A 19,600-nucleotide genomic window follows, 5' to 3' on the forward strand; every position below is an offset into this window, starting at 1 on the left:
AGCCATGACTAAATGAGCTAGTTCTCATATTTTAAAAAGCTCACTTAAGTGGGCTTTTTTTATGGGGTTTTGGATGCTAGCCTAGATGAGTTTACGGGGGCCCATCTTGATGGTATTTATGTGTGGTTGCCCTTTGTGCGGGTTAGATATACAAGAGGAATTTCTATTAATAATGACTAAAATTGTGATTATTAACGGTTATCGGCATTGGTTTCTGTTATGCCGCTCTTCTGCGTTCCCGCAGACACGATTGCGAACATTCTTTTCGCTGCTATTGGTGGTTCCAACCGGTAGAAGAATTAACTATTAAGTACAATTGGTATTTTAAATGAATACAACGATGAGCGAGACAACCCCGGCATTTGGTGTACTCTTGGTGAATTTGGGGACCCCAGATTCTCCAAGTGCGAGTGACGTTAAACGTTTTCTTAAGCAGTTTCTAAGCGATCCCCGTGTTGTGGATCTGAATCCATTGATTTGGAAACCGATTTTAAATGGCATCATTTTAAATACTCGTCCCGCTAAAGTCGCAAAATTATATCAAGCTATTTGGTCTGATGAAGGCTCTCCGTTAATGGTGGTCAGTCAGCATCAACGGGAGAAGGTCGCCAGCTTACTGCAAGAGCAGCTTGGACAAGCGATCCCTGTGGAGCTGGGGATGAGTTATGGCAACCCCTCTTTGGCTTCCGGTTTAGAAAAACTGAAGCAACAAGGTGTCAAACGGATAGTCGTACTCCCACTTTATCCGCAATATTCATGTTCGACCGTCGCACCGGTTTTTGACGCCATTGCAGCCGAGTTTAAAGGTTGGAGGGATATTCCCGAGACCCGGTTTAATAAAGAGTACTATCAAGATCCCACTTATATTCAGGCATTGGCCTCCTCTGTGAAGTCTCACTGGAAGCAACATGGTCAGGCCGATGTTCTATTGATGTCCTTTCATGGCGTGCCGGTAAGATATGTTAATGAAGGGGACCCTTATCAAGCGCAGTGCCAGGCTACGGCACTCCTACTTGCTCAGGCCTTAGGATTGAAGGATGAACAGTGGAAGCTCTGTTTCCAGTCACAGTTTGGAAAGGAGGAGTGGTTAACGCCATATACTGACAAGTTATTGGAATCACTCCCTGAGAAAGGCGTGAAATCAGTCGATATTATGTGTCCTGCATTCGCCGCCGATTGCTTAGAAACCCTTGAAGAGATCTCTATCGGTGGTAAAGAGAGCTTTATCGAATCGGGTGGTGAACGCTATCGCTTTATTCCCTGCCTTAATGACAATGACCCTCACATTGAATTGTTAGCTAAGCTCATCACTGAGCAAGCATCTCAATGGGTTTGAGCTTAATTTAAAAAACTTGACTTGCTTACTGGTGAAATTCACTGTGTATGTTAGGATCTGCCGCCATTTATATTGGCTCTCAGCACGCCGTGGGTCAATATAGTGGTTGTGTTGCCTTTTAGGCCAGGCTCACATAAGCCAATATCCCTTGTTGCCAAATAGCGAGATCATAAAATGAAGTTTCCAGGTCAGCGAAAGTCCAAGCACTATTTCCCCGTAAAAAATCGTGACCCATTATTGGCGCAAATGACGCAACAGCCTCGACGCTTTCCAACATACATAACCGGTATCGACCAGACTTTGGTGGATATCGAAGCAAAAGTCGGTGATGAACTTCTTGAGCGATATGCGTTGCCTAAAGGTAACTCTACACTTATCGATGATGAAAAAGCCCATGCGCTGTATTCAGAGTTGAAAACCAATAAACTGGTCAGCGATGAGTTTGCCGGCGGTACCATAGGCAATACGGTCCATAATTACTCGATCCTTGCCGATGACAGATCTGTGCTATTTGGTGTGATGAGCAATAATATTGAGGTAGGCAGTTATGCCTACCGCTATCTGTGTAATACCTCTTCAAAAGTCGATCTTAACTATCTGCAGCCTGTTAGTGGGCCGATAGGTCGTTGTTTCACCCTTATCTCAGAATGTGGTGAGCGTACCTTTGCCATCAGTAAAGGCGCGATGGATAAATTGACACCCGAATATATCGATAAAGATATTGTTCAGGGGGCATCGGCCTTGATATTAACGGCCTATTTGATGAGAGCCTGTGACGGCGATCAGATAACTGATGCGGCACTTAAAGCCATCGAGTATGCAAAAGAAGCAGATGTACCGGTTGTATTAACTTTAGGGACACGCTTCTTGATCGAAGAAGACCCTAGCTGGTGGAAGTCGTTTATCAAAGATAATGTCACCATCTTAGCGATGAATGAAGATGAAGGGGAAGCCTTGACCGGTTTCAAAGATCCGTTACAGGCCAGTGAGGCGGCGCTTGAGTTGTGTGATCTGGTGTTAACTACGGCTGGCCCTCTCGGACTTTATATGGCGGGTTATACGGAGGACTCGGAGAAGAGAGAAACCACTCATACTCTTCTGCCAGGTATGATCCCTGAGTTTAACCGTTACGAGTTCTCTCGTCCCAAGTTAAAATCTGCCTGTGATACACCGATTAAAGTGTATGCTCATATTTCTCCCTACATGGGAGGTCCGGAGAAGATCCGTAATACCAACGGTGCCGGTGATGGCGCACTTGCAGCTTTACTGCACGATCTGGCATCGAATACGTTCCATAAAGCCAATGTTCCGGGATCAAGCAAACATATGCGTGATGGCTTGTGCTACTCATCGTTTTCTCAAGTTTGTAAATATGCTAACCGAGTGGCGTACGAAGTGCTGGCTCAGCATAGTCCTCGTCTGTCCCGCGGCTTACCTGAGCGTGAAGATAGCTTAGAAGAGGCGTACTGGGAAAGATAACCGGCACTAATACCTCTGTCGATGTAATCAATGTCAGAATGAATAGATAGAAGAAAGGCGTCCAATTGGACGCCTTTTTTATGTTTACCTAATAGGTATCTCGTCATCAGATATCGAGTTTTTGACCATCGCTATGATTTAGCGTGAAGTTGATCGTTGAAGTTACCAGCGGTCTTACCCGCTTGAGTATCATTGAAAGTCTCTTCGTTGAACTCTTTTTCTGATTTAGCAATGACCACGGTCGCCACAGTATCGCCGGTGACATTGACGGCCGTTCGCACCATATCCAGTAATCTATCGACACCGATAATCAATGCAATGCCTTCGACGGGCAGCCCGACCTGATTCAGTACCATGGCTAGCATGATAAGGCCTACACCGGGAACCCCCGCCGTACCGATCGATGCCAGAGTCGCTGTGACAACCACCATGGTGTAATCGGTGATAGTAAGGTCTATGCCATAGACCTGCGCGATAAAGACGGTAGCAACGCCCTGCATAATCGCCGTGCCATCCATGTTGATGGTGGCGCCCAGTGGCAGTGTAAACGATGCCACCTTGTTATCGACGCCCAATCTGTGCTCGGCAGTTTCTATCGTGACGGGTAGTGTCGCGTTAGAACTCGCGGTACTGAAGGCAAACAGCTGTACATCTCTCATCTTTCGGATAAAGGTGAATGGGTTTAATCCGGCAATGATCTTCAATAGGGATGGATAGACTACGAAGGCATGCAGCAATAACACGCCTAATACTACGAAGAAATATTTAACCACACTACCAAAGGTCTCTAATCCTAATGTCAGAGCGAGTTTTGCCATCAGCGCGAAGACACCATAAGGGGCGAGCTGCATAATAAGGGTCACCACGCGCATGATCACCTCATTAAGGTCGTTGAACAGCGCAGCAACACGCTTTCCTCGTTCGCCGATATGAGAGATTGCAAAACCGAAGATCACCGCAAAGAGGATGATCTGCAGCATATTACCTTCACTCATGGCCTGTAGAGGGTTGGTCGGAACTATGTTGATCAGAACCTGAGACAGGCTGGGGGCTTCTTTTGCGTTAAACACTAAGCCATCGCTGACCAGAGAAGCGTTGCCAGGATGAACAAGAATGGCAACTGAGATAGCCATAGAGAGGGCGATTGCCGTGGTGAAAAGATAGAAGGCGATAGTCTTACCACCTAGGCGTCCCAACTTGGACGGATCGCTCAATGAGCAGGTTCCGCAGACCAGGGAGATAAATACCAAAGGCACGACGATCATTTTCAGACCCGAGACGAAAATAGTACCGATAACGTTTAAGAATCCCTCGGTGACATAGTTTTCGATGAATGTGCTTTCAGGAAATAGGTTTCTAAGAAGTAGTCCGAAAAGTATACCGGCTCCCATACCGATAAGGATTTTGCTCGTCAATCCGAGCTTTCTTGCTTGAGTTAAAGCCATAGTGCTTCCTGTATAATTATTATGCTTTTCAATTTGCACAGTAAGCCTAGCAAGAAAGGTCTGGCGATGAAATGGCCAAATAGTTAAAGTTTTTCGCTATTTTAACGAAATAAAATAAGATAGTTATGGAAAAGTAGCGGGAAAATTATGTAATGTTGAGCTATAAGTAATAAGCGCTTTGCTTAAAATTACATTCTGAGTAACAGGGAGTCTGGCATGAAGTCAGCTTATCAAGTTTTGGTCGCATTTATCTGTTCGTTTTTTATCGTTGCTTGTAGTGGAGGAGGAGACATCGTAGATGATGGTGGTGGAGGGACTACTCCTCCCGCAACCATTACAGTTGAGTTAGCCGTTAATAACACTCAAGTGTCGGTTGCAGAACCCGCAACGATTACGGCAACGGTGAAAAGTTCGACTGGAGCTGCAGTTAGCACGTTAGTTTCTTTCACTCTAAACAATGACAGTTATGGAACATTTGCCCCCGGTACAGGGGAAGTGGCTACCAATGCCGATGGTGTGGCAACTATTCAATTGAATACCGCTGAGATCAACACCGGAGCAACAATCACGGCAACCATTTCATCCGGTGAATCGGCCTCTTTGAATGTCACTATGGTAGGTGATGGTGGTGAAGCTGGTGGCGGCGCTCAGGTCTCATTGGTGCTAACAGATACTTCCGGTAACCCAATTCAAACAATTAGCACTCTATCGCCAGGTAGGTTAACGGCGACAGTGACAGGAATTAATAAATCTGTAATTGTAACTTTTGAGAGTCCTATCGGTGATCTGCCTATTAAAAGCGCCGTAACCGATGCCGAAGGTAAGGCTACGGTCGATATCTATGCCGGTAGCTCTTTGGGGGCTGGTGAGGTAACGGCAAGTTTGTCGACTAATGAGGTTGGTAAAACGATTGTTGTCGTTGGCGCAACCAATGTTGTGATGGGAAGTGGTACCCCCTTCGAAGAAGGCGTCGCGGATGTAAGTACAGTTAATTTGTCTGCCGGAGGCACGGCAACCATCTCTGTACTCATTCAAGACGACCAGGGAACCGCGTTTACCCAGCCTGTTGATGTGAATTTCTCGTCAACTTGTGCGACGAAAACGCCGGCACAGGCTCAAATAAGCTCTCCTGTATCATCGAGTAATGGTGTTGCGACGTCGACCTATTTAGCCCAAGGGTGTGTGGGAGAAGATCAAATTCATGTTACCGCTGACGCTGGCGGCATCAGCCTATCTGCTGTTGGTATCATAAACGTGCTTCAAGCCGATGTGGGGAGTATTATTTTTGTCTCGGCCGAACCGGAAAATATTGGTATTTTAGGTACGGGAGGAACCGAGTCCTCAACGGTTAAGTTTCAGGTTCTTGATAAAAACAGTAATCCAGTTAGCAATCAGAATGTAATTTTTGATCTGAATACTAACGTCGGTGGCGTCGATATCAGCCCTGCTGCTGCGACTACTAACAATGAAGGTATCGTTCAAACCGTTGTGACCACAGGTACTGTGGCGACATCGGTCAGAGTGACCGCGACAGTGGATGATAACTCTAATCCGGTGATTTCTAGTCAATCTAAACAACTTATTATTTCTACAGGTATCCCGGATCAGGACAGTTTCTCACTTTCAGCTGAAGTGCTGAATGCCGAGGGCTGGGATCGTGACGGTACAGAGGTGAAAGTCACCGCACGTATGGCCGATGCCTTTAACAACCCGGTACCCGATGGAACAACGGTTTCATTTACTACTGAAGGTGGTGCGATTGAAGATGCTTGCCAGACTGTGAAAGGTGCTTGTTCGGTTACTTGGACGAGTCAATTAGCGCGACCTGAAGGGCAATCATTATTCAATGAGCAAGGACTTCAAATACGCAATCCTACCGCGGAGTTAGGATGTTATGTTCTTAAAGTTAATGAAGCTGATTCCGCTGTCTGTGATATTGCTAATAATGCACAGACTCGAGTCTACGGTAACATCTATGGTCAGAAATATGGCGGCCGCGCAACGATAACGGCAACGGCGATTGGTGAAGAAACGTTCCCGGATCTCAATGGTAATGGCCGTTTTGATGCCAGTGAAATGAGTGAGTTTTTAACTGGTAAGGATGTCACTGGCGAGTCATTCGATCTCGATGATGCATTTAACGATTACAACGAAGACACTATCTTTAACCCGCAACCCAGTGGTCAGTTAATAGGTCACGCAGGTGGTGCTTTAGAAGAGTTAGTCGATTTTAATTCAAATGGTATATTTGATTTAAAAGATAGCTTATACAATGGTGTGCTTTGTTCTTTACCGGCTCACGCTGGCTGTGCTGATGGTACTACCGATTCTAAATCTTTATATGTACGCCGAAGCTTAACTATGGTGATGTCAGGTAGTAGTGCTGTGGCTACTAAGCATGAAGATATTGTAATCGTTGATAAAGATGGTGTACATAATCCCGGAAGGATTACCATAGTAGGTAAAGGCTCTGCTTCCGTGTACTTTACTCTTTCAGATCTTCATAACCAGCAGATGCCGGCAGGAAGTAAGGTAAAATTTATTGCAACGGCTGGCTCCGTGGTCAGTGGAAGTGAATATATATGGCCGAGCAGTAACCATAATGGCGGTCGTGGTTTTTCTGTCACAATTAAAGGAGAAGATGAGCCAAACTCAGGAACCTTCTTAGTTCAAGTTGAGACTCCTAACGGGTTCGTGACTGAAGTTATCGCTATCGGAATTACGATTGAATAAAATCTAAGGTTTAATAAAAAACCCAAGGTATAACCTTGGGTTTTTTATTGGCCGGGTAAAAATTTTTGTAGCTAATTCCTACTTCTGGAACTGGTACACACTGCCCAGTTTCATTATCTGTGTCAGTTCATCCAGTGCGGTACGGGATTCGATGAGTACCTGCGGATCGGCCAGGTCATCGACGCTGAGACGGTCACGGTAATGCTTATCGACCCAGGCGTTCAGACGGGTAAACAGGGCATCATTCATCAAGGTATGCTGGTTAACCGCCGCCAGCTCCATGTCGTTCATCGCCACACGTAATCTCAGGCATGCCGGGCCGCCACCATTTTGCATACTTTGCTTCACATCAAAATAGTTAACCTGCTTAATCGGCGACCCTAATGTGACCACCTCGTTAAGATAGGCGTGAACGGCTTCATTCTCCTGGCAGTTAGTTGGCGCTATGATGGCCATCTCACCCGATGGCAGAGTGATGATCTGAGTATTAAACAGATAACTCTTCACCGCATCTTGTATGGCAACTTTACTGGTCGGGACTTCGATAAAGTGAAGTTCACTGTCGCCGAACTTATGTTTTATCTCATCGAGTTTGCGTTTGGTATTGAGAAAGGCTTGCTCGTGGTAGAACAAGACATTTTGGTTACCGACGGCAATGACGTCATTATGAAAAACGCCCTGATCGATGACATCCGGGTTTTGAGAGATAAACACCGTGTTCTCATCATCGAGCTGATGAAGACGGGCGATGGCCTGTGACGCTTCCAGAGTTTGTCTGGCAGGATATTTTGATGGTTTGGGAGCGGCTGGGTTCGTCGCTTCCTGGCCATAGACAAATAGTTCAACACCGGCATTGCCATAATTTTTGCAAAGGCGGGTGTGGTTGGCAGCCCCTTCGTCACCGAAGCTGCTGTGTTCCGGCAGATGTTGGTGATGGGCAAAGTGACGCGAATTATTAAATGTCGCGGCGAGGATATTGCCGGTGGTCTCTGGCTCTATGCTGCGGTGCAACTTATCAACCAGGTTTGCAGGCGTAAAGTGTAGCTTGCCATCATGGGTATCGGCGCTTGGCGATACGGTGGCCGCGTTGGCTGTCCACATGCTCGATGCGCTACAACATGCTCTTAGCAACGCAGGAGCCTCTTTAGCGGCTTTATTTAAAATTTCTGCATCAGTACCTGAAAAACCAATTCTACGCAGTGTGTGAAGATCTGGGCGCTCCTGAGGGGCTAACATGCCTTGGACCATTCCCATATCTGCGAGTGCCTTGGCTTTTTTCAAGCCTTGTTTAGCCGCCGCTCTTGGGTTTGAGGTGGCCGCCGCATTATTGAGGGAGGCGACATTGCCAAAAGAGAGCCCTGCGTAGTTGTGAGTCGGTCCAACCAGTCCATCAAAATTCGCTTCAAAGTGCTTCATTATTTTTCCTTTTAGGGTCGCGATATTTTTTTATCCATTGAAATAAAGGTGGGGCACATTATTTTCATTTTTTTACCGACAAGGCTGAGTGTAAATTGCCGATTGAGTCCCATATTTACCCAATATATTATTTTTCTTTGCTCAAAATGTATTAAAGCAGGCTCACCACAGGTGCAGAACAAGGCATAAGTGGCTATCATTGCGTAAATTCGATCGAATTATTACTCATTTTTACGCTATTTCGCGCTCAGTATACTTGAGGTATTTGGGTTAACAAGGTAGGTGAAAATAGCAATTTTGTGATTTTTGCATCGAAATGCACAACAATTACTTGCTAGATGACTAATAATGAAATATTAGTTTTTAATTACGCATTTATTTTTTCACACTTATTTTAGAAATAGTCCAAAACGGTTAATTATTGGCTCAACGATACAAATAAAAGAGGGATTTGCTTGAAAGTATCGAGACAACCCTCTATATATGGAGCCAATTGACAAATTTTGAGACTTTTTGGCGCAGATCATTCTATGGGTAAATCGCTAGTTATTGTCGAATCACCGGCCAAAGCCAAGACTATTAATAAATATCTCGGCAAAGATTACATCGTGAAATCGAGTGTGGGTCATATTCGTGACCTGCCAACATCATCCAGTACTGAAGCTAAAGTGGCGACGAAAACGCCGGCTGAAGTGCGAAAAATGGCTCCTGAAGAGAAAGCCATCTACAAGAGTATAAAAGCCAAGCAAGCACTCGTTGCTCGTATGGGAATCGATCCTGATAAAGGCTGGAAAGCCAATTATCAAACACTTCCCGGCAAAGAAAAAGTGGTTAAAGAGCTGCAAAAATTAGCCGAGTCCGCCGACCAAATCTTTCTCGCAACCGATTTGGATAGAGAGGGGGAGGCCATTGCATGGCATCTTCAAGAGGTCATTGGTGGTGATGCGTCACGTTATCAACGTGTCGTCTTTAATGAGATCACTAAATCTGCGATTCAGGATGCGTTTAGTAAGCCTTCGAGCTTAGACACGAATATGGTTAACGCTCAACAGGCGCGTCGTTTCCTCGATCGCGTTGTTGGTTTTATGGTCTCTCCACTACTTTGGAAAAAAGTGGCGCGGGGACTCTCTGCCGGACGCGTACAATCGGTAGCGACCAGACTCGTTGTCGAAAAAGAGAGCGAAATTAAAGCCTTCGTTCCTGAAGAGTTCTGGGATATTCATGCTCAACTGGAAACCCTCAACAATGCCGCATTAAAGATGCAGGTTGTTAAGTTTCAGGGTAAGGCATTTAATCCGGTTACAGAGTCACAGGCCCAAACGGCAACCTCGGCCCTATCTCAGTCAAGTTTTGTTGTCGCGGCTCGTGATGACAGAGCAACATCGAGTAAACCTTCGGCGCCCTATATCACTTCTACTTTGCAGCAAGCTGCGAGTACACGTTTAGGTTTTGGTGTTAAGAAAACCATGATGATGGCGCAACGTCTCTACGAGGCGGGTCATATCACTTATATGCGTACCGATTCGACCAACTTGAGCCAAGAGGCTCTCGATGGTGTGCGGGAGATGATTGGTAAAGAGTTCGGGGATAAATATCTGCCTGAAGCGCCAATTCGCTATGGTAGTAAAGATGGTGCTCAAGAAGCTCACGAGGCGATACGTCCCTCGGATGTAAGCGTACAGGCTGCATCCATGAAAGACATGGAGAGAGATGCTCAGCGCTTGTATGAGTTGATCTGGCGCCAGTTTGTTTCTTGTCAGATGACACCAGCTAAATATGATGCGACTCGATTGACCGTTAAAGCGGGTGAGTACGAGCTAAAGGCGACGGGGCGTACATTACGCTTCGACGGTTGGACTCGTGTTCAGACAGTTGTGAAGAAGAAAAACGAAGAGGATAACACGCTTCCTGTCGTTGCACAGGGTGACAAACTCGACTTGCAAGAGTTAATGCCTAAGCAGCACTTTACCAAGCCGCCTGCGAGATACGGTGAAGCGTCACTGGTTAAAGAACTTGAAAAACGTGGTATTGGCCGTCCTTCGACCTATGCAACCATTATCTCGACCATTCAAGACCGTGGCTATGTGAAAGTTGAAAACCGCCGCTTCTATGCCGAGAAGATGGGTGAGATCGTCAGCGAAAGCCTTGTTGGTAGTTTTAAAGAGTTAATGAGTTATGACTTCACCGCCAGCATGGAGCAAACCCTCGATGATGTGGCGCAAGGCGAACTCAAGTGGAAAAAGGTCTTAGATGGTTTCTACAAAGATCTGACGAAACAGATTGAGCAAGCCGAGTTGGCACCTGAAGAGGGCGGTATGCGTCCTAACGAGATGGTGCTAACGGACAACATTAAGTGTCCGACTTGTGATAGACCTATGGGTATTCGAACGGGAACGACGGGTGTATTCCTGGGCTGTTCCGGTTATGCCTTACCCCCCAAAGAGCGTTGTAAGACGACGATGAATCTCACTCCCGGCGAAGAAGCCGTGAGCGAAAATAGTGAAGATGCAGAGACTGATGCATTGAGAGCTAAACACCGTTGTGACGTGTGTGGGACTGCGATGGATAGTTACCTCATAGATGAGAAGCGTAAGCTTCATGTCTGTGGTAACAATCCTATTTGTGGTGGCTATGAAGTCGAACAGGGGCAGTTTAAGATTAAGGGCTATGAAGGTCCTATTATCGAATGCGATCGTTGTGGCAACGATATGGAGCTCAAAAATGGCCGCTTCGGTAAGTACTTTGGCTGTACTAACACCGAGTGTAAGAATACTCGTAAGTTACTTAAGAGCGGAGAAGCTGCGCCGCCAAAAGAAGATCCTATTCATCTTCCTGAGCTGAAATGTACTAAGTCAGATGGCTACTTTGTGCTTAGAGATGGTGCTGCGGGGATCTTTATGGCTGCCAGTACTTTTCCTAAGTCACGTGAGACACGTGCGCCGTTAGTGGAAGAGTTGGTCACATATCGTGAGCTTCTGTGGCCTAAGTACGCTTATCTGGCCGATGCACCCGTTACCGATGATGATGGCAACAAGGCAACGGTTCGATTCAGTCGTAAGACGAAAGAGCAATATGTTGCTACCGATGTCGATGGCAAAGCGTCTGGCTGGACATCTAAATTCATTGACGGTAAATGGGTTTCTGAGTCTAAGAAGAAAGCTAAGCCGAAGGCAAAGGCTAAGCCTAAAGAGAAAAAGTAACCAGCTAATTGATTAGCGTTTACTTTTGATTACATGAAAGCCTCGATTTGTATCGGGGCTTTTTTTATGTAAGAGCGGCTTCAGCCGCGAAGCTGTTGAGGCTCAATTATTTGTTGAAGTAGATTTTAGCACTATGTAGGAGCGGTTTTAGTCGCGAAGCTGTTGAGGCCCTATTATTTGTTGAAGTAGGTTTCAGCCCTATGTAGGAATGGCTTCAGCCGCGAAGATGTTGAGGCCCTATTATTTGTTGAAGTAGGTTTCAGTCCTACGTAGGAATGGCTTCAGCCGCGAAGCTGTTGAGGCCCTATTATTTGTTGAAGTAGGTTTCAGCCCTATGTAGGAGCGGTTTTAGTCACGAAGCTGTTGTGGTTCAATTATTTATGGCACAAAAAAACCAGCATAAATGCTGGTTTTAAATGAAGGTTTACAGGCTTACCACTTCTTCTTCGGTTGAAACAGGACATCGATATCCTCTTCATCCCTCTCCTGCTTGATTACTGGACTCGCTTCTTTCTGGGCACCCATAATTTCATCTAACATGGCTTTCGCTTCATCGACCTTACGGGCAATGAAAGGATCGTTTGGAGTTTGAGCCTTGATTGCATGTAGCGTTGAAAGCGCTTTGGTTACCATCTGTTTTGCTGAGCCGTACTGCTTCATAAAGCAGGCTGCTCTGCTCCTGGATAGCATAGAGTCGACATTGATCCTTAATTGAAGGCTATCGATGCGCCCCTCCTCTTCAGAAAAAACCGCGGGCTCAACTTTTCCCTTATTATGCTCGGCTCTCAGTATCGCTTTGAGCTTTTTAAGCACCTGAACCAGAGTCAGGATCTGTTTATCGTTATCGGGTAGGCGAAAACCTTCAATCGGAGGCGAAGTTTTGGGGTTGGATTGAAGGGTATCAATTTGAGCCTTGATATCGATGGCCCGGCGTTGATAATCTCCTGCCTGATTGGCAGCATTTTTAACGGCCAAGCCTAATGCATCCTGGACACGCTTATATAACACCAGAACAATTTGAGAAGAGCAGGGGAACATGCCAGTGTGAGACAAAACCTCTTCAGTTTCGTCAATTATAGCTCGCTGCCGTGCCAGCTCGGTTCTCCGCTCGGCTTCAGCACGTTCTTTCTGCTGCTGTATGATATTAATTCCGATAACGAGTAATAATAGCGCACCGATAAGGATCAGAACCAAAGTAAATATCATAGGTCTACCGTTAATTATGCAATTCTGTTAATGCTACTATAAATCAACACACTAGCATAGCTATCTTAGCTCATGAATTGACTAATGTCGTGTGATTGACTTTAACACTATGTTATATTCCATATTGATTTAATTTTTACGTTGTACTATAACTATTTATTATACTTAAATCCCCATTCCAGACCCGAGAAAGTGTCGTCAGAGGTCGAATCGAAGGAACAAAGATGAAGCTGCAGCAACTCAGATATATTGCAGAGGTGGTTAATCATAACCTTAACGTGTCAGCAACCGCGGAAAACCTTTACACCTCTCAACCTGGAATAAGTAAACAGGTACGAATGCTGGAAGATGAGTTAGGTATTCAAATCTTCGGTCGCAGTGGTAAACACTTAACCCATGTTACTCCTGCCGGTGAGCAGGTAATAAGTATAGCAAATAATATTTTAGGCAAAGTTGAAAGTATTAAAAAAGTTGCCGAAGAGTACACTAAGCCCGACCAAGGCGAATTAAATATTGCGACTACCGATACGCAAGCCAGGTATGCCTTGCCTAATATCATTCGTGGCTTTATCGACAGGTACCCGAAAGTAAACCTGCATATGCATCAGGGGACGCCATCTCAAATCAGCGAACTCGCGGCAAGAGGTGATGCCGATTTTGCTATTGCAACCGAGGGTATGCACCTCTATTCAGATCTGATTATGTTGCCTTGTTATCATTGGAATCGCTCTATCGTCGTTACCCGCGATCACCCTTTAGCGTCTCGCAGTAATATCAGTATCGAAGATCTGGGCCGTTTCCCGCTGGTGACGTATGTATTCGGTTTCGATCGTGAATCGGAAATTGAAAAATCATTTAATCGGGCCGGACTGGAACCCAGAGTCGTTTTCAGTGCCACCAGTGCGGATGTATTGAAAACCTATGTCAGGCTGGGACTCGGTGTCGGTGTTATTGCCTCTATGGCCATAGATCCAATTATGGACAGAGATCTGGTGGCTATCGATGCAAGTCATCTGTTTGCTCACAGCACGACTAAGATAGGCTTTAGGAAAGGTAACTTCTTAAGGACTTATATGTATGAATTCATCGAACACTTCGCACCTCATCTAACAAAAGAGGTGGTTGAGAAAGCGGTGGGTCTCAGAGATCCTCAATCAATAGAAAATATGTTTGCCGATATCGAACTGCCGGTTAAATAGTCGGATTTGAATCTGTAGCTGTAAAAACAGAAAACTCGCCAATGGGCGAGTTTTCTGTTTTAGCTGATATGATCAATTCGCTTAGCTAAAGCCGTGGCATTAACATTCTACGATATTTACTGCTAACCCACCCTTTGCCGTTTCCTTGTACTTGCTTCTCATGTCTTTACCTGTGTCCATCATGGTTTTTATGACTTTATCCAGCGAGACTTTATGATTTCCGTCACCGCGTAGTGCCATTCTGGAGGCGTTGATCGCCTTTACAGCGCCCATGGCATTTCGTTCTATACAGGGGACTTGTACCAAGCCACCGACAGGATCACAAGTTAAGCCTAAGTTATGCTCCATACCTATCTCAGCGGCATTTTCGACATGCTCGATAGTGCCACCCATAATCTCGGTCAGTGCTCCGGCGGCCATCGAGCAGGCGACGCCCACTTCACCTTGACAGCCGACTTCGGCACCGGAAATTGAGGCATTTTTCTTATAGAGAATACCGATTGCAGCAGCAGTTAACAGATAGCGGCAGCAGACTTCAATATCGACCTCTTCGACAAAGGCATCGTAATAACACAGTACCGCAGGAATAATTCCGGCCGCCCCGTTTGTTGGAGCCGTCACGACTCTATCGCCCGCCGCATTTTGCTCATTTACCGACAGCGCGAACAGATCCACCCAATCCAGAGCCGTCAAAGGATCGATATTACTCTTACTTTCAGCCTTTAACCTGCGATACATTGCAGGAGCACGGCGTCTTAATTTCAAGCCTCCGGGCAATATTCCCTCTTTTTGGTAACCACGCTCGACACAATTTTTCATTGTCTGCCAAATGTGCCAAAGCTGCTCTCTTACCTGACTCTCGGGGGCCACACTGAGCTCATTTGCCATCATGAGCGAAGAGATACTCAAACCATTTTCAGTGCATGCAGCCAGAAGTTCACTGGCACTATTAAAATCGTAGGGTGCAGATTGAATTGGCGCCGCAGGAGAGGCATCTTGAGCCTTGATTTCATCTTCGTCTAAGATAAAGCCACCCCCTACCGAATAATAGGTTCTCTCATAGATACACTTGCCTTTTGAGAGCGCAAATAGCGTCATGGCATTGGCGTGGGCGGGTAAGCTTTTACGTCTATGGTAGATGACTCCGGCGTCACGGCTAAAAATGACGTTTGTTCCATTCGCCATCTTCAACTGTTCTGATTCGCTGACCTCTTTGAGTACCTTGTCTATGATATTGGTATCGACGGTATCCGGGGCTTCGCCCATGAGTCCAAGGATCACCGCTTTGCCGGTGCCATGGCCTTTTCCTGTTTGGCCTAAAGAACCAAATAGTTCAGATCTTAATTCATCGGTAGATTCAAGAAGTCCTTTTTTATCAAGATCATTAATAAAGATGTTGCCAGCCTTCATAGGGCCCACAGTATGAGAGCTCGATGGCCCTATGCCAATCTTGAACATGTCGAAAACGCTTATCATGATGAAACCCTGTTTGTTATTGTTCTGCCCACACACTTCATATTAGATTAAATTTCCCTTTGTTATTAAAAATAGGTTTAAAATTCAGGGGAAATGGCTGCGGTATGATAATCTAATCTGCTTTGTGGCTGTTATATCTGAAAGTATCCCATACTTTTCTTCATGGCTTATCATGAGATTTTTTAATTAGCGCTTTCAGATTAGTTAAGCTAGGGCTAGGGTTCGGGTTACTCAAAAAGATTTAGCCACCTTTTGTTTTTTTCTGCAAAAAAACCATCAATTTTTTGGCTGGTTCTATTTTTCGTAATGTTAGGGAGTCTGTGTGAGTTATTTAATGCTTGATCTATTATCGACCCAAGCGTCAGAGGAGGAACTGTCACAGCTTCAGCACCCTATGGTCGGTGGCGTGATTTTATTTAGTCGAAACTACAGTGATAGAGCACAGCTTATCGACTTGATTAAGCAAGTGCGTTCCGTACGGCCTGATATTCTCATCGCCGTCGATCATGAAGGTGGCAGGGTACAAAGATTTAGAGACGGTTTTACCGGTATTCCAGCGATGGGGGATATATTGCCCTATGCCGATGGCGACAAGATGTTGGCCAAATCCTGGGCGGTAGAGCTCGGCTACCTTATGGCGATTGAACTCCTTGCCTGTGATATCGATTTAAGTTTTGCGCCAGTATTAGATTTGAATGGCATAAGCAAGGTCATAGGGAAAAGAGCATTTGGTAGCGAGCCGGATGTGGTTATCGCGTTGGCCGGTAGTTTTATCGATGGTATGGAGCAGGCTGGCATGGCGGCAGTCGGTAAACATTTCCCTGGTCATGGTAGCGTTGAAGCTGACTCTCATTTCAATCAAGCGGTGGATAACCGCACCAAGCAGCAGATTATCGAATCAGATATGCTGCCTTTTAAACAGCTTATTGGTCAGGAAAAGCTACATGGAGTGATGCCAGCTCATGTTATCTATCCTAATATAGATCCTAATCCTGCAGGTTTTTCCAGATATTGGTTGAAGCAGGTGTTGAGAAATGAGCTTGAATTTAAAGGTGTCATCTTTTCTGATGATCTTGGTATGGAAGGGGCTGGTGTCGTTGGGGGCTATAAAGCGCGTGCTCAAGCGGCGCTTGATGCAGGGTGTGATATGATTTTACTTTGTAATGATGCAGCCGGTGCGACCGAAGTATTAAACGAGTTAGTGTGGCCTGAAACACTTCCTGAACGGCCTGCGAGCTTATTAAAACCCAGATTACATGTCGTTACCAAGGCGTTAGAGGATGATGCTCGATGGGCAAGAGCAAAAGAGATTGCCGGAAAGTTTCCAAGTAATTAAAATTTACAAACAATAAAAAATTGATGTTGCTCAATATTCAACTTCAATAAATTAGATAACTTAATGTTCTGATATTTTTTATAGGTGGCGAAATGATCCTCTATTTACATGGTTTTGATGCAACGAGTCCCGGTAACCATGAAAAAATGCGTCAATTGCAGTTTATTGACAAAGATGTACGTTTAGTCAGTTACAGTACCTTACATCCTAAACACGACATGCAACACCTGCTTAATGAAGTGAGCAGGCAACTGCAGCAGTCTGATGATTCAGACCCTATCATCATAGGTGTTGGTCTGGGAGCTTATTGGGCTGAACGTATCGGTTTTTTAAATGGTATCCGTTCGGTGCTCATTAATCCGAATTTGAACCCTCAAGATAATATGGTCGGCAGAATCGATAGACCCGAAGAGTACTCCGATATTGCCGGGAAATGTGTGTCTGAATTCAGGGGGAAAAACCAAGGGAAAGCTTTGGTGATCCTTTCTCGTAAGGATCAAGTTAATGACAACCAAAGTGTGAGCGAGCAGCTTGGCGGATTTTACCAAATTTGTTGGGATGAAGAGCAGCCTCATAAATTTCCGGTATTAGCGAGCCACCTTCCTCAGATAAACTCCTTTAAGCAAGTTTAATTGTCTCGGGTACTACACTGCAATTACAGCGGTGTAGTACTGTTAAGGCTTTATCGTATAGGGCTACGCCGATTGGTATTATCCGACCTTAAAATCCCACTTTTTATGAAAAGCCCCGTTGACTTTCTATCTTTGCGTTAAATTCTCCGTTCGCACCTTTCTCTTCCTGAGAACAACCTAAACTCTCACTAATCGCTTCATGATACCTAACTGGTACTACAGTATAAGATACTGTTTTTGTCGGCATATTTACCATCAAAAAGATAAATGGCGTTGGTTTTTAGCTTAAATAACTGTTCGTTGCTTGCATCTTGATATTGGCAGTGTAAAGTGGCCTTCAAAGTTCTGGTGTGATACAAGTTGATACATAATGAATTTGTTTTCTCCCAGGCCTAACCAGTTTGCGTATGTCGCCCGATGCAGCTAACAAACTCTTAGTTAGCTGTTTTTTTTTGCGTAATACCAATTGCGTTAAGTACCTGACCATTCAGCGAGAATTCAAAGCTCTGTAGGCAAGTAGGATGATTGAAGCTAATAGTTATTCTATATCGAAAGCATCCAGTGCAGCATAAAGGGCTTTGAAGCTCGCACTACGTGAGTCCCTCAGGCTTCCCACTTCTGCTTTGCATTGACTTAAAAGGGAATAACCATTTCTTCATCAATGCGCCTTGAATTGAAAAACCTGAGGGGCTCTGAAGTGGTTAATTATTTAATGCAATTGGTATAAATTTTGCCCATTGCTCAGCTTTGCGTTATCTTCAAAAGAGTGGATATGAGGATACCAAGATGAAAAGAGTACTGATCAATGTAAATGGCAAGGTACAAGGGGTATGTTTCAGACGATTTGCGTTATCTAAAGCTCAAGAGTTGGGTTTGACTGGCTATGTGTCTAATATCGAGGACGGTTCGGTTAATATTCTCGCTCAAGGGGCATTTCCGTCCGTAGACTCTCTAATCGATTGGTGTCACATCGGTTCACCACAAGCTCAGGTCACCAGAGTGCTTGTCGAAGAGGACGAGGCCGATGAGATCTACCTCGACTTTTCGATTGTACAATCTTAATTTTTAATTCCGGTAAGTTTACTATTTTTTACTAGAGCTACCCGCCTTTAGCATTTGCTAAAGGCGAGAACATTGACAAATTTACCAAGTATATCTCTATTCAAATCGCCTTTCTCTATGGGAAGACCCGCTCAATTAACGTCTATTGAAACGGCTTCGGAGACTCTGTCTATAGGCTGTTCCATTTTTCTTATCTGCAGGATCATCCCCATATTCGGGTGATCAAAATAATGTATTTCATCACTTCTCACTCTGCGGTTTTGTGTCATCGGAATCGCAAAAAGAAATGGAGTGGTGACTGACTCAAGGGTTTCGTTGAGGTGTGTATTATCCATCATTATTCCCACCGTCTTAATGCCCTCTTTTCTGAGATTAAGTGCTGTCTCCACGTACAGGTAATGGTTCAGATAGATATTCAACGTACCATCAAGTTTCCACACGGGCTTAGGCGTATCATCGGACGGTGTTTCACCAAAAAAATCAAATTGAGGAATGAGGGATTCTGTTTGATGCGTCTGGACCGTTTGACCACTGAGTTCGTATCGTGATGCGTAATCCTGCCCCGAAAATAGTCGGACGGCCTTAGCTTTATGTCTTGGCAGCATAGATTGTTGCCATGTCATATGAAGCAGACTTTTGTTGCCGCGCTCTCGGGATAGTTTATTGATAATTTCCTGAAATTGATTCTGGCTGTCAGAGAGTAATACCGCAGGTCCTCCGGGAACACCATATTGGGGCTCCGGGGCAAAGATACTACTCGGAATTTGCGACAGGTGATTCACCTGTGTCGATTTAAGTTGTTGATTACATTCGTCTGCATTTGTCGCCCAATCGCGTGACGAGCATCCTTCGAGACCAATACTTGCTCCTGTAATATTGGTGCTGAATAGGGGAGAGATCAGATCGACAGCCTTGTTGGTTTTGGTCAACCGAACCTGTTGCGGCGCTTGCTCCTGTGGATCCGCATTGCTCCGTTCAAACAGGTAAACCTCTACCTCAAACCAACGCTCATCTTGGGCATAGGCTAGCTCAGTGAAAGAAAGAAAGCCCAATAGGACTAAAAGAGTTTGTCTTAACACA

Annotated in this window: 13 protein-coding genes; 8 read left to right on the forward strand and 5 right to left on the reverse strand. The window is 45.1% G+C overall.

Annotated features, from left to right (window positions below; genetic code table 11):
* The first annotated feature begins 340 nt into the window (after positions 1 to 340).
* Both hemH and EKG38_RS06460 read left to right on the forward strand, forming a co-directional pair.
* On the forward strand, positions 341 to 1,336 hold the full coding sequence (gene hemH / locus EKG38_RS06455) for a ferrochelatase (protein WP_185826796.1): 996 nt from the start codon (positions 341 to 343) through the stop codon (positions 1,334 to 1,336).
* A gap of 174 nt (positions 1,337 to 1,510) precedes the next feature.
* Positions 1,511 to 2,815, forward strand: a complete 1,305-nt coding sequence (locus tag EKG38_RS06460; protein WP_126519473.1) for an inosine/guanosine kinase — start codon at positions 1,511 to 1,513, stop codon at positions 2,813 to 2,815.
* A 131-nt stretch (positions 2,816 to 2,946) separates the two neighbouring features.
* Here the strand turns inward: EKG38_RS06460 and EKG38_RS06465 are convergent, their stop codons facing one another.
* The gene (locus tag EKG38_RS06465; RefSeq protein ID WP_126519474.1) at positions 2,947 to 4,260 is read right to left on the reverse strand and encodes a dicarboxylate/amino acid:cation symporter; all 1,314 of its coding nucleotides are present in this window, start codon (positions 4,258 to 4,260) and stop codon (positions 2,947 to 2,949) included.
* Positions 4,261 to 4,476: 216 nt separating this feature from the next.
* Between EKG38_RS06465 and EKG38_RS06470 the strand changes: the two genes are divergently transcribed.
* A complete protein-coding gene (locus EKG38_RS06470) occupies positions 4,477 to 6,993 on the forward strand; it encodes an Ig-like domain-containing protein (RefSeq protein WP_126519475.1) in 2,517 nt (838 codons plus the stop codon).
* 78 nt (positions 6,994 to 7,071) lie between these two features.
* Here EKG38_RS06470 and astB read toward each other — a convergent pair whose 3' ends face one another.
* Entirely contained in the window at positions 7,072 to 8,409 is a 1,338-nt protein-coding gene (gene astB / locus EKG38_RS06475) for an N-succinylarginine dihydrolase (RefSeq protein ID WP_126519476.1), read from the reverse strand.
* Between the two features lie 530 nt (positions 8,410 to 8,939).
* On the opposite strand from astB, the gene topA reads away from it, so the two are divergent.
* Complete coding sequence (topA, locus tag EKG38_RS06480) at positions 8,940 to 11,609, forward strand: type I DNA topoisomerase (protein WP_126519477.1); 2,670 nt, start codon at positions 8,940 to 8,942, stop codon at positions 11,607 to 11,609.
* 432 nt (positions 11,610 to 12,041) lie between these two features.
* On the opposite strand, the gene EKG38_RS06485 is transcribed toward topA, so the two are convergent.
* Positions 12,042 to 12,815, reverse strand: coding sequence for a hypothetical protein (locus tag EKG38_RS06485; RefSeq protein ID WP_126519478.1), 774 nt, complete (start codon positions 12,813 to 12,815; stop codon positions 12,042 to 12,044).
* A 224-nt stretch (positions 12,816 to 13,039) separates the two neighbouring features.
* Here EKG38_RS06485 and cysB point away from each other — a divergent pair, with 224 nt between their 5' ends.
* Entirely contained in the window at positions 13,040 to 14,014 is a 975-nt protein-coding gene (gene cysB / locus EKG38_RS06490) for an HTH-type transcriptional regulator CysB (RefSeq protein ID WP_126519479.1), read from the forward strand.
* Between the two features lie 99 nt (positions 14,015 to 14,113).
* Here the strand turns inward: cysB and EKG38_RS06495 are convergent, their stop codons facing one another.
* Positions 14,114 to 15,490 (reverse strand): L-serine ammonia-lyase, encoded by a 1,377-nt coding sequence (locus EKG38_RS06495; RefSeq protein ID WP_126519480.1) that lies wholly within the window; start codon positions 15,488 to 15,490, stop codon positions 14,114 to 14,116.
* 322 nt (positions 15,491 to 15,812) lie between these two features.
* On the opposite strand from EKG38_RS06495, the gene nagZ reads away from it, so the two are divergent.
* The 3 genes from nagZ to EKG38_RS06510 all read left to right on the forward strand — a co-directional run bounded on the left by nagZ (position 15,813) and on the right by EKG38_RS06510 (position 18,520).
* Entirely contained in the window at positions 15,813 to 16,826 is a 1,014-nt protein-coding gene (nagZ, locus tag EKG38_RS06500; RefSeq protein WP_185826797.1) for a beta-N-acetylhexosaminidase, read from the forward strand.
* Positions 16,827 to 16,918: 92 nt separating this feature from the next.
* A complete protein-coding gene (ycfP, locus tag EKG38_RS06505) occupies positions 16,919 to 17,458 on the forward strand; it encodes an alpha/beta hydrolase YcfP (protein ID WP_126519481.1) in 540 nt (179 codons plus the stop codon).
* Positions 17,459 to 18,244: 786 nt separating this feature from the next.
* A complete protein-coding gene (locus tag EKG38_RS06510) occupies positions 18,245 to 18,520 on the forward strand; it encodes an acylphosphatase (RefSeq protein WP_012143172.1) in 276 nt (91 codons plus the stop codon).
* Positions 18,521 to 18,651: 131 nt separating this feature from the next.
* Here EKG38_RS06510 and EKG38_RS06515 read toward each other — a convergent pair whose 3' ends face one another.
* Positions 18,652 to 19,599 (reverse strand): peptidoglycan binding protein CsiV, encoded by a 948-nt coding sequence (locus EKG38_RS06515; RefSeq protein ID WP_126519482.1) that lies wholly within the window; start codon positions 19,597 to 19,599, stop codon positions 18,652 to 18,654.
* Position 19,600: the final 1 nt, after the last annotated feature.

This window comes from Shewanella canadensis (assembly GCF_003966225.1).
Taxonomy (GTDB): domain Bacteria; phylum Pseudomonadota; class Gammaproteobacteria; order Enterobacterales; family Shewanellaceae; genus Shewanella; species Shewanella canadensis.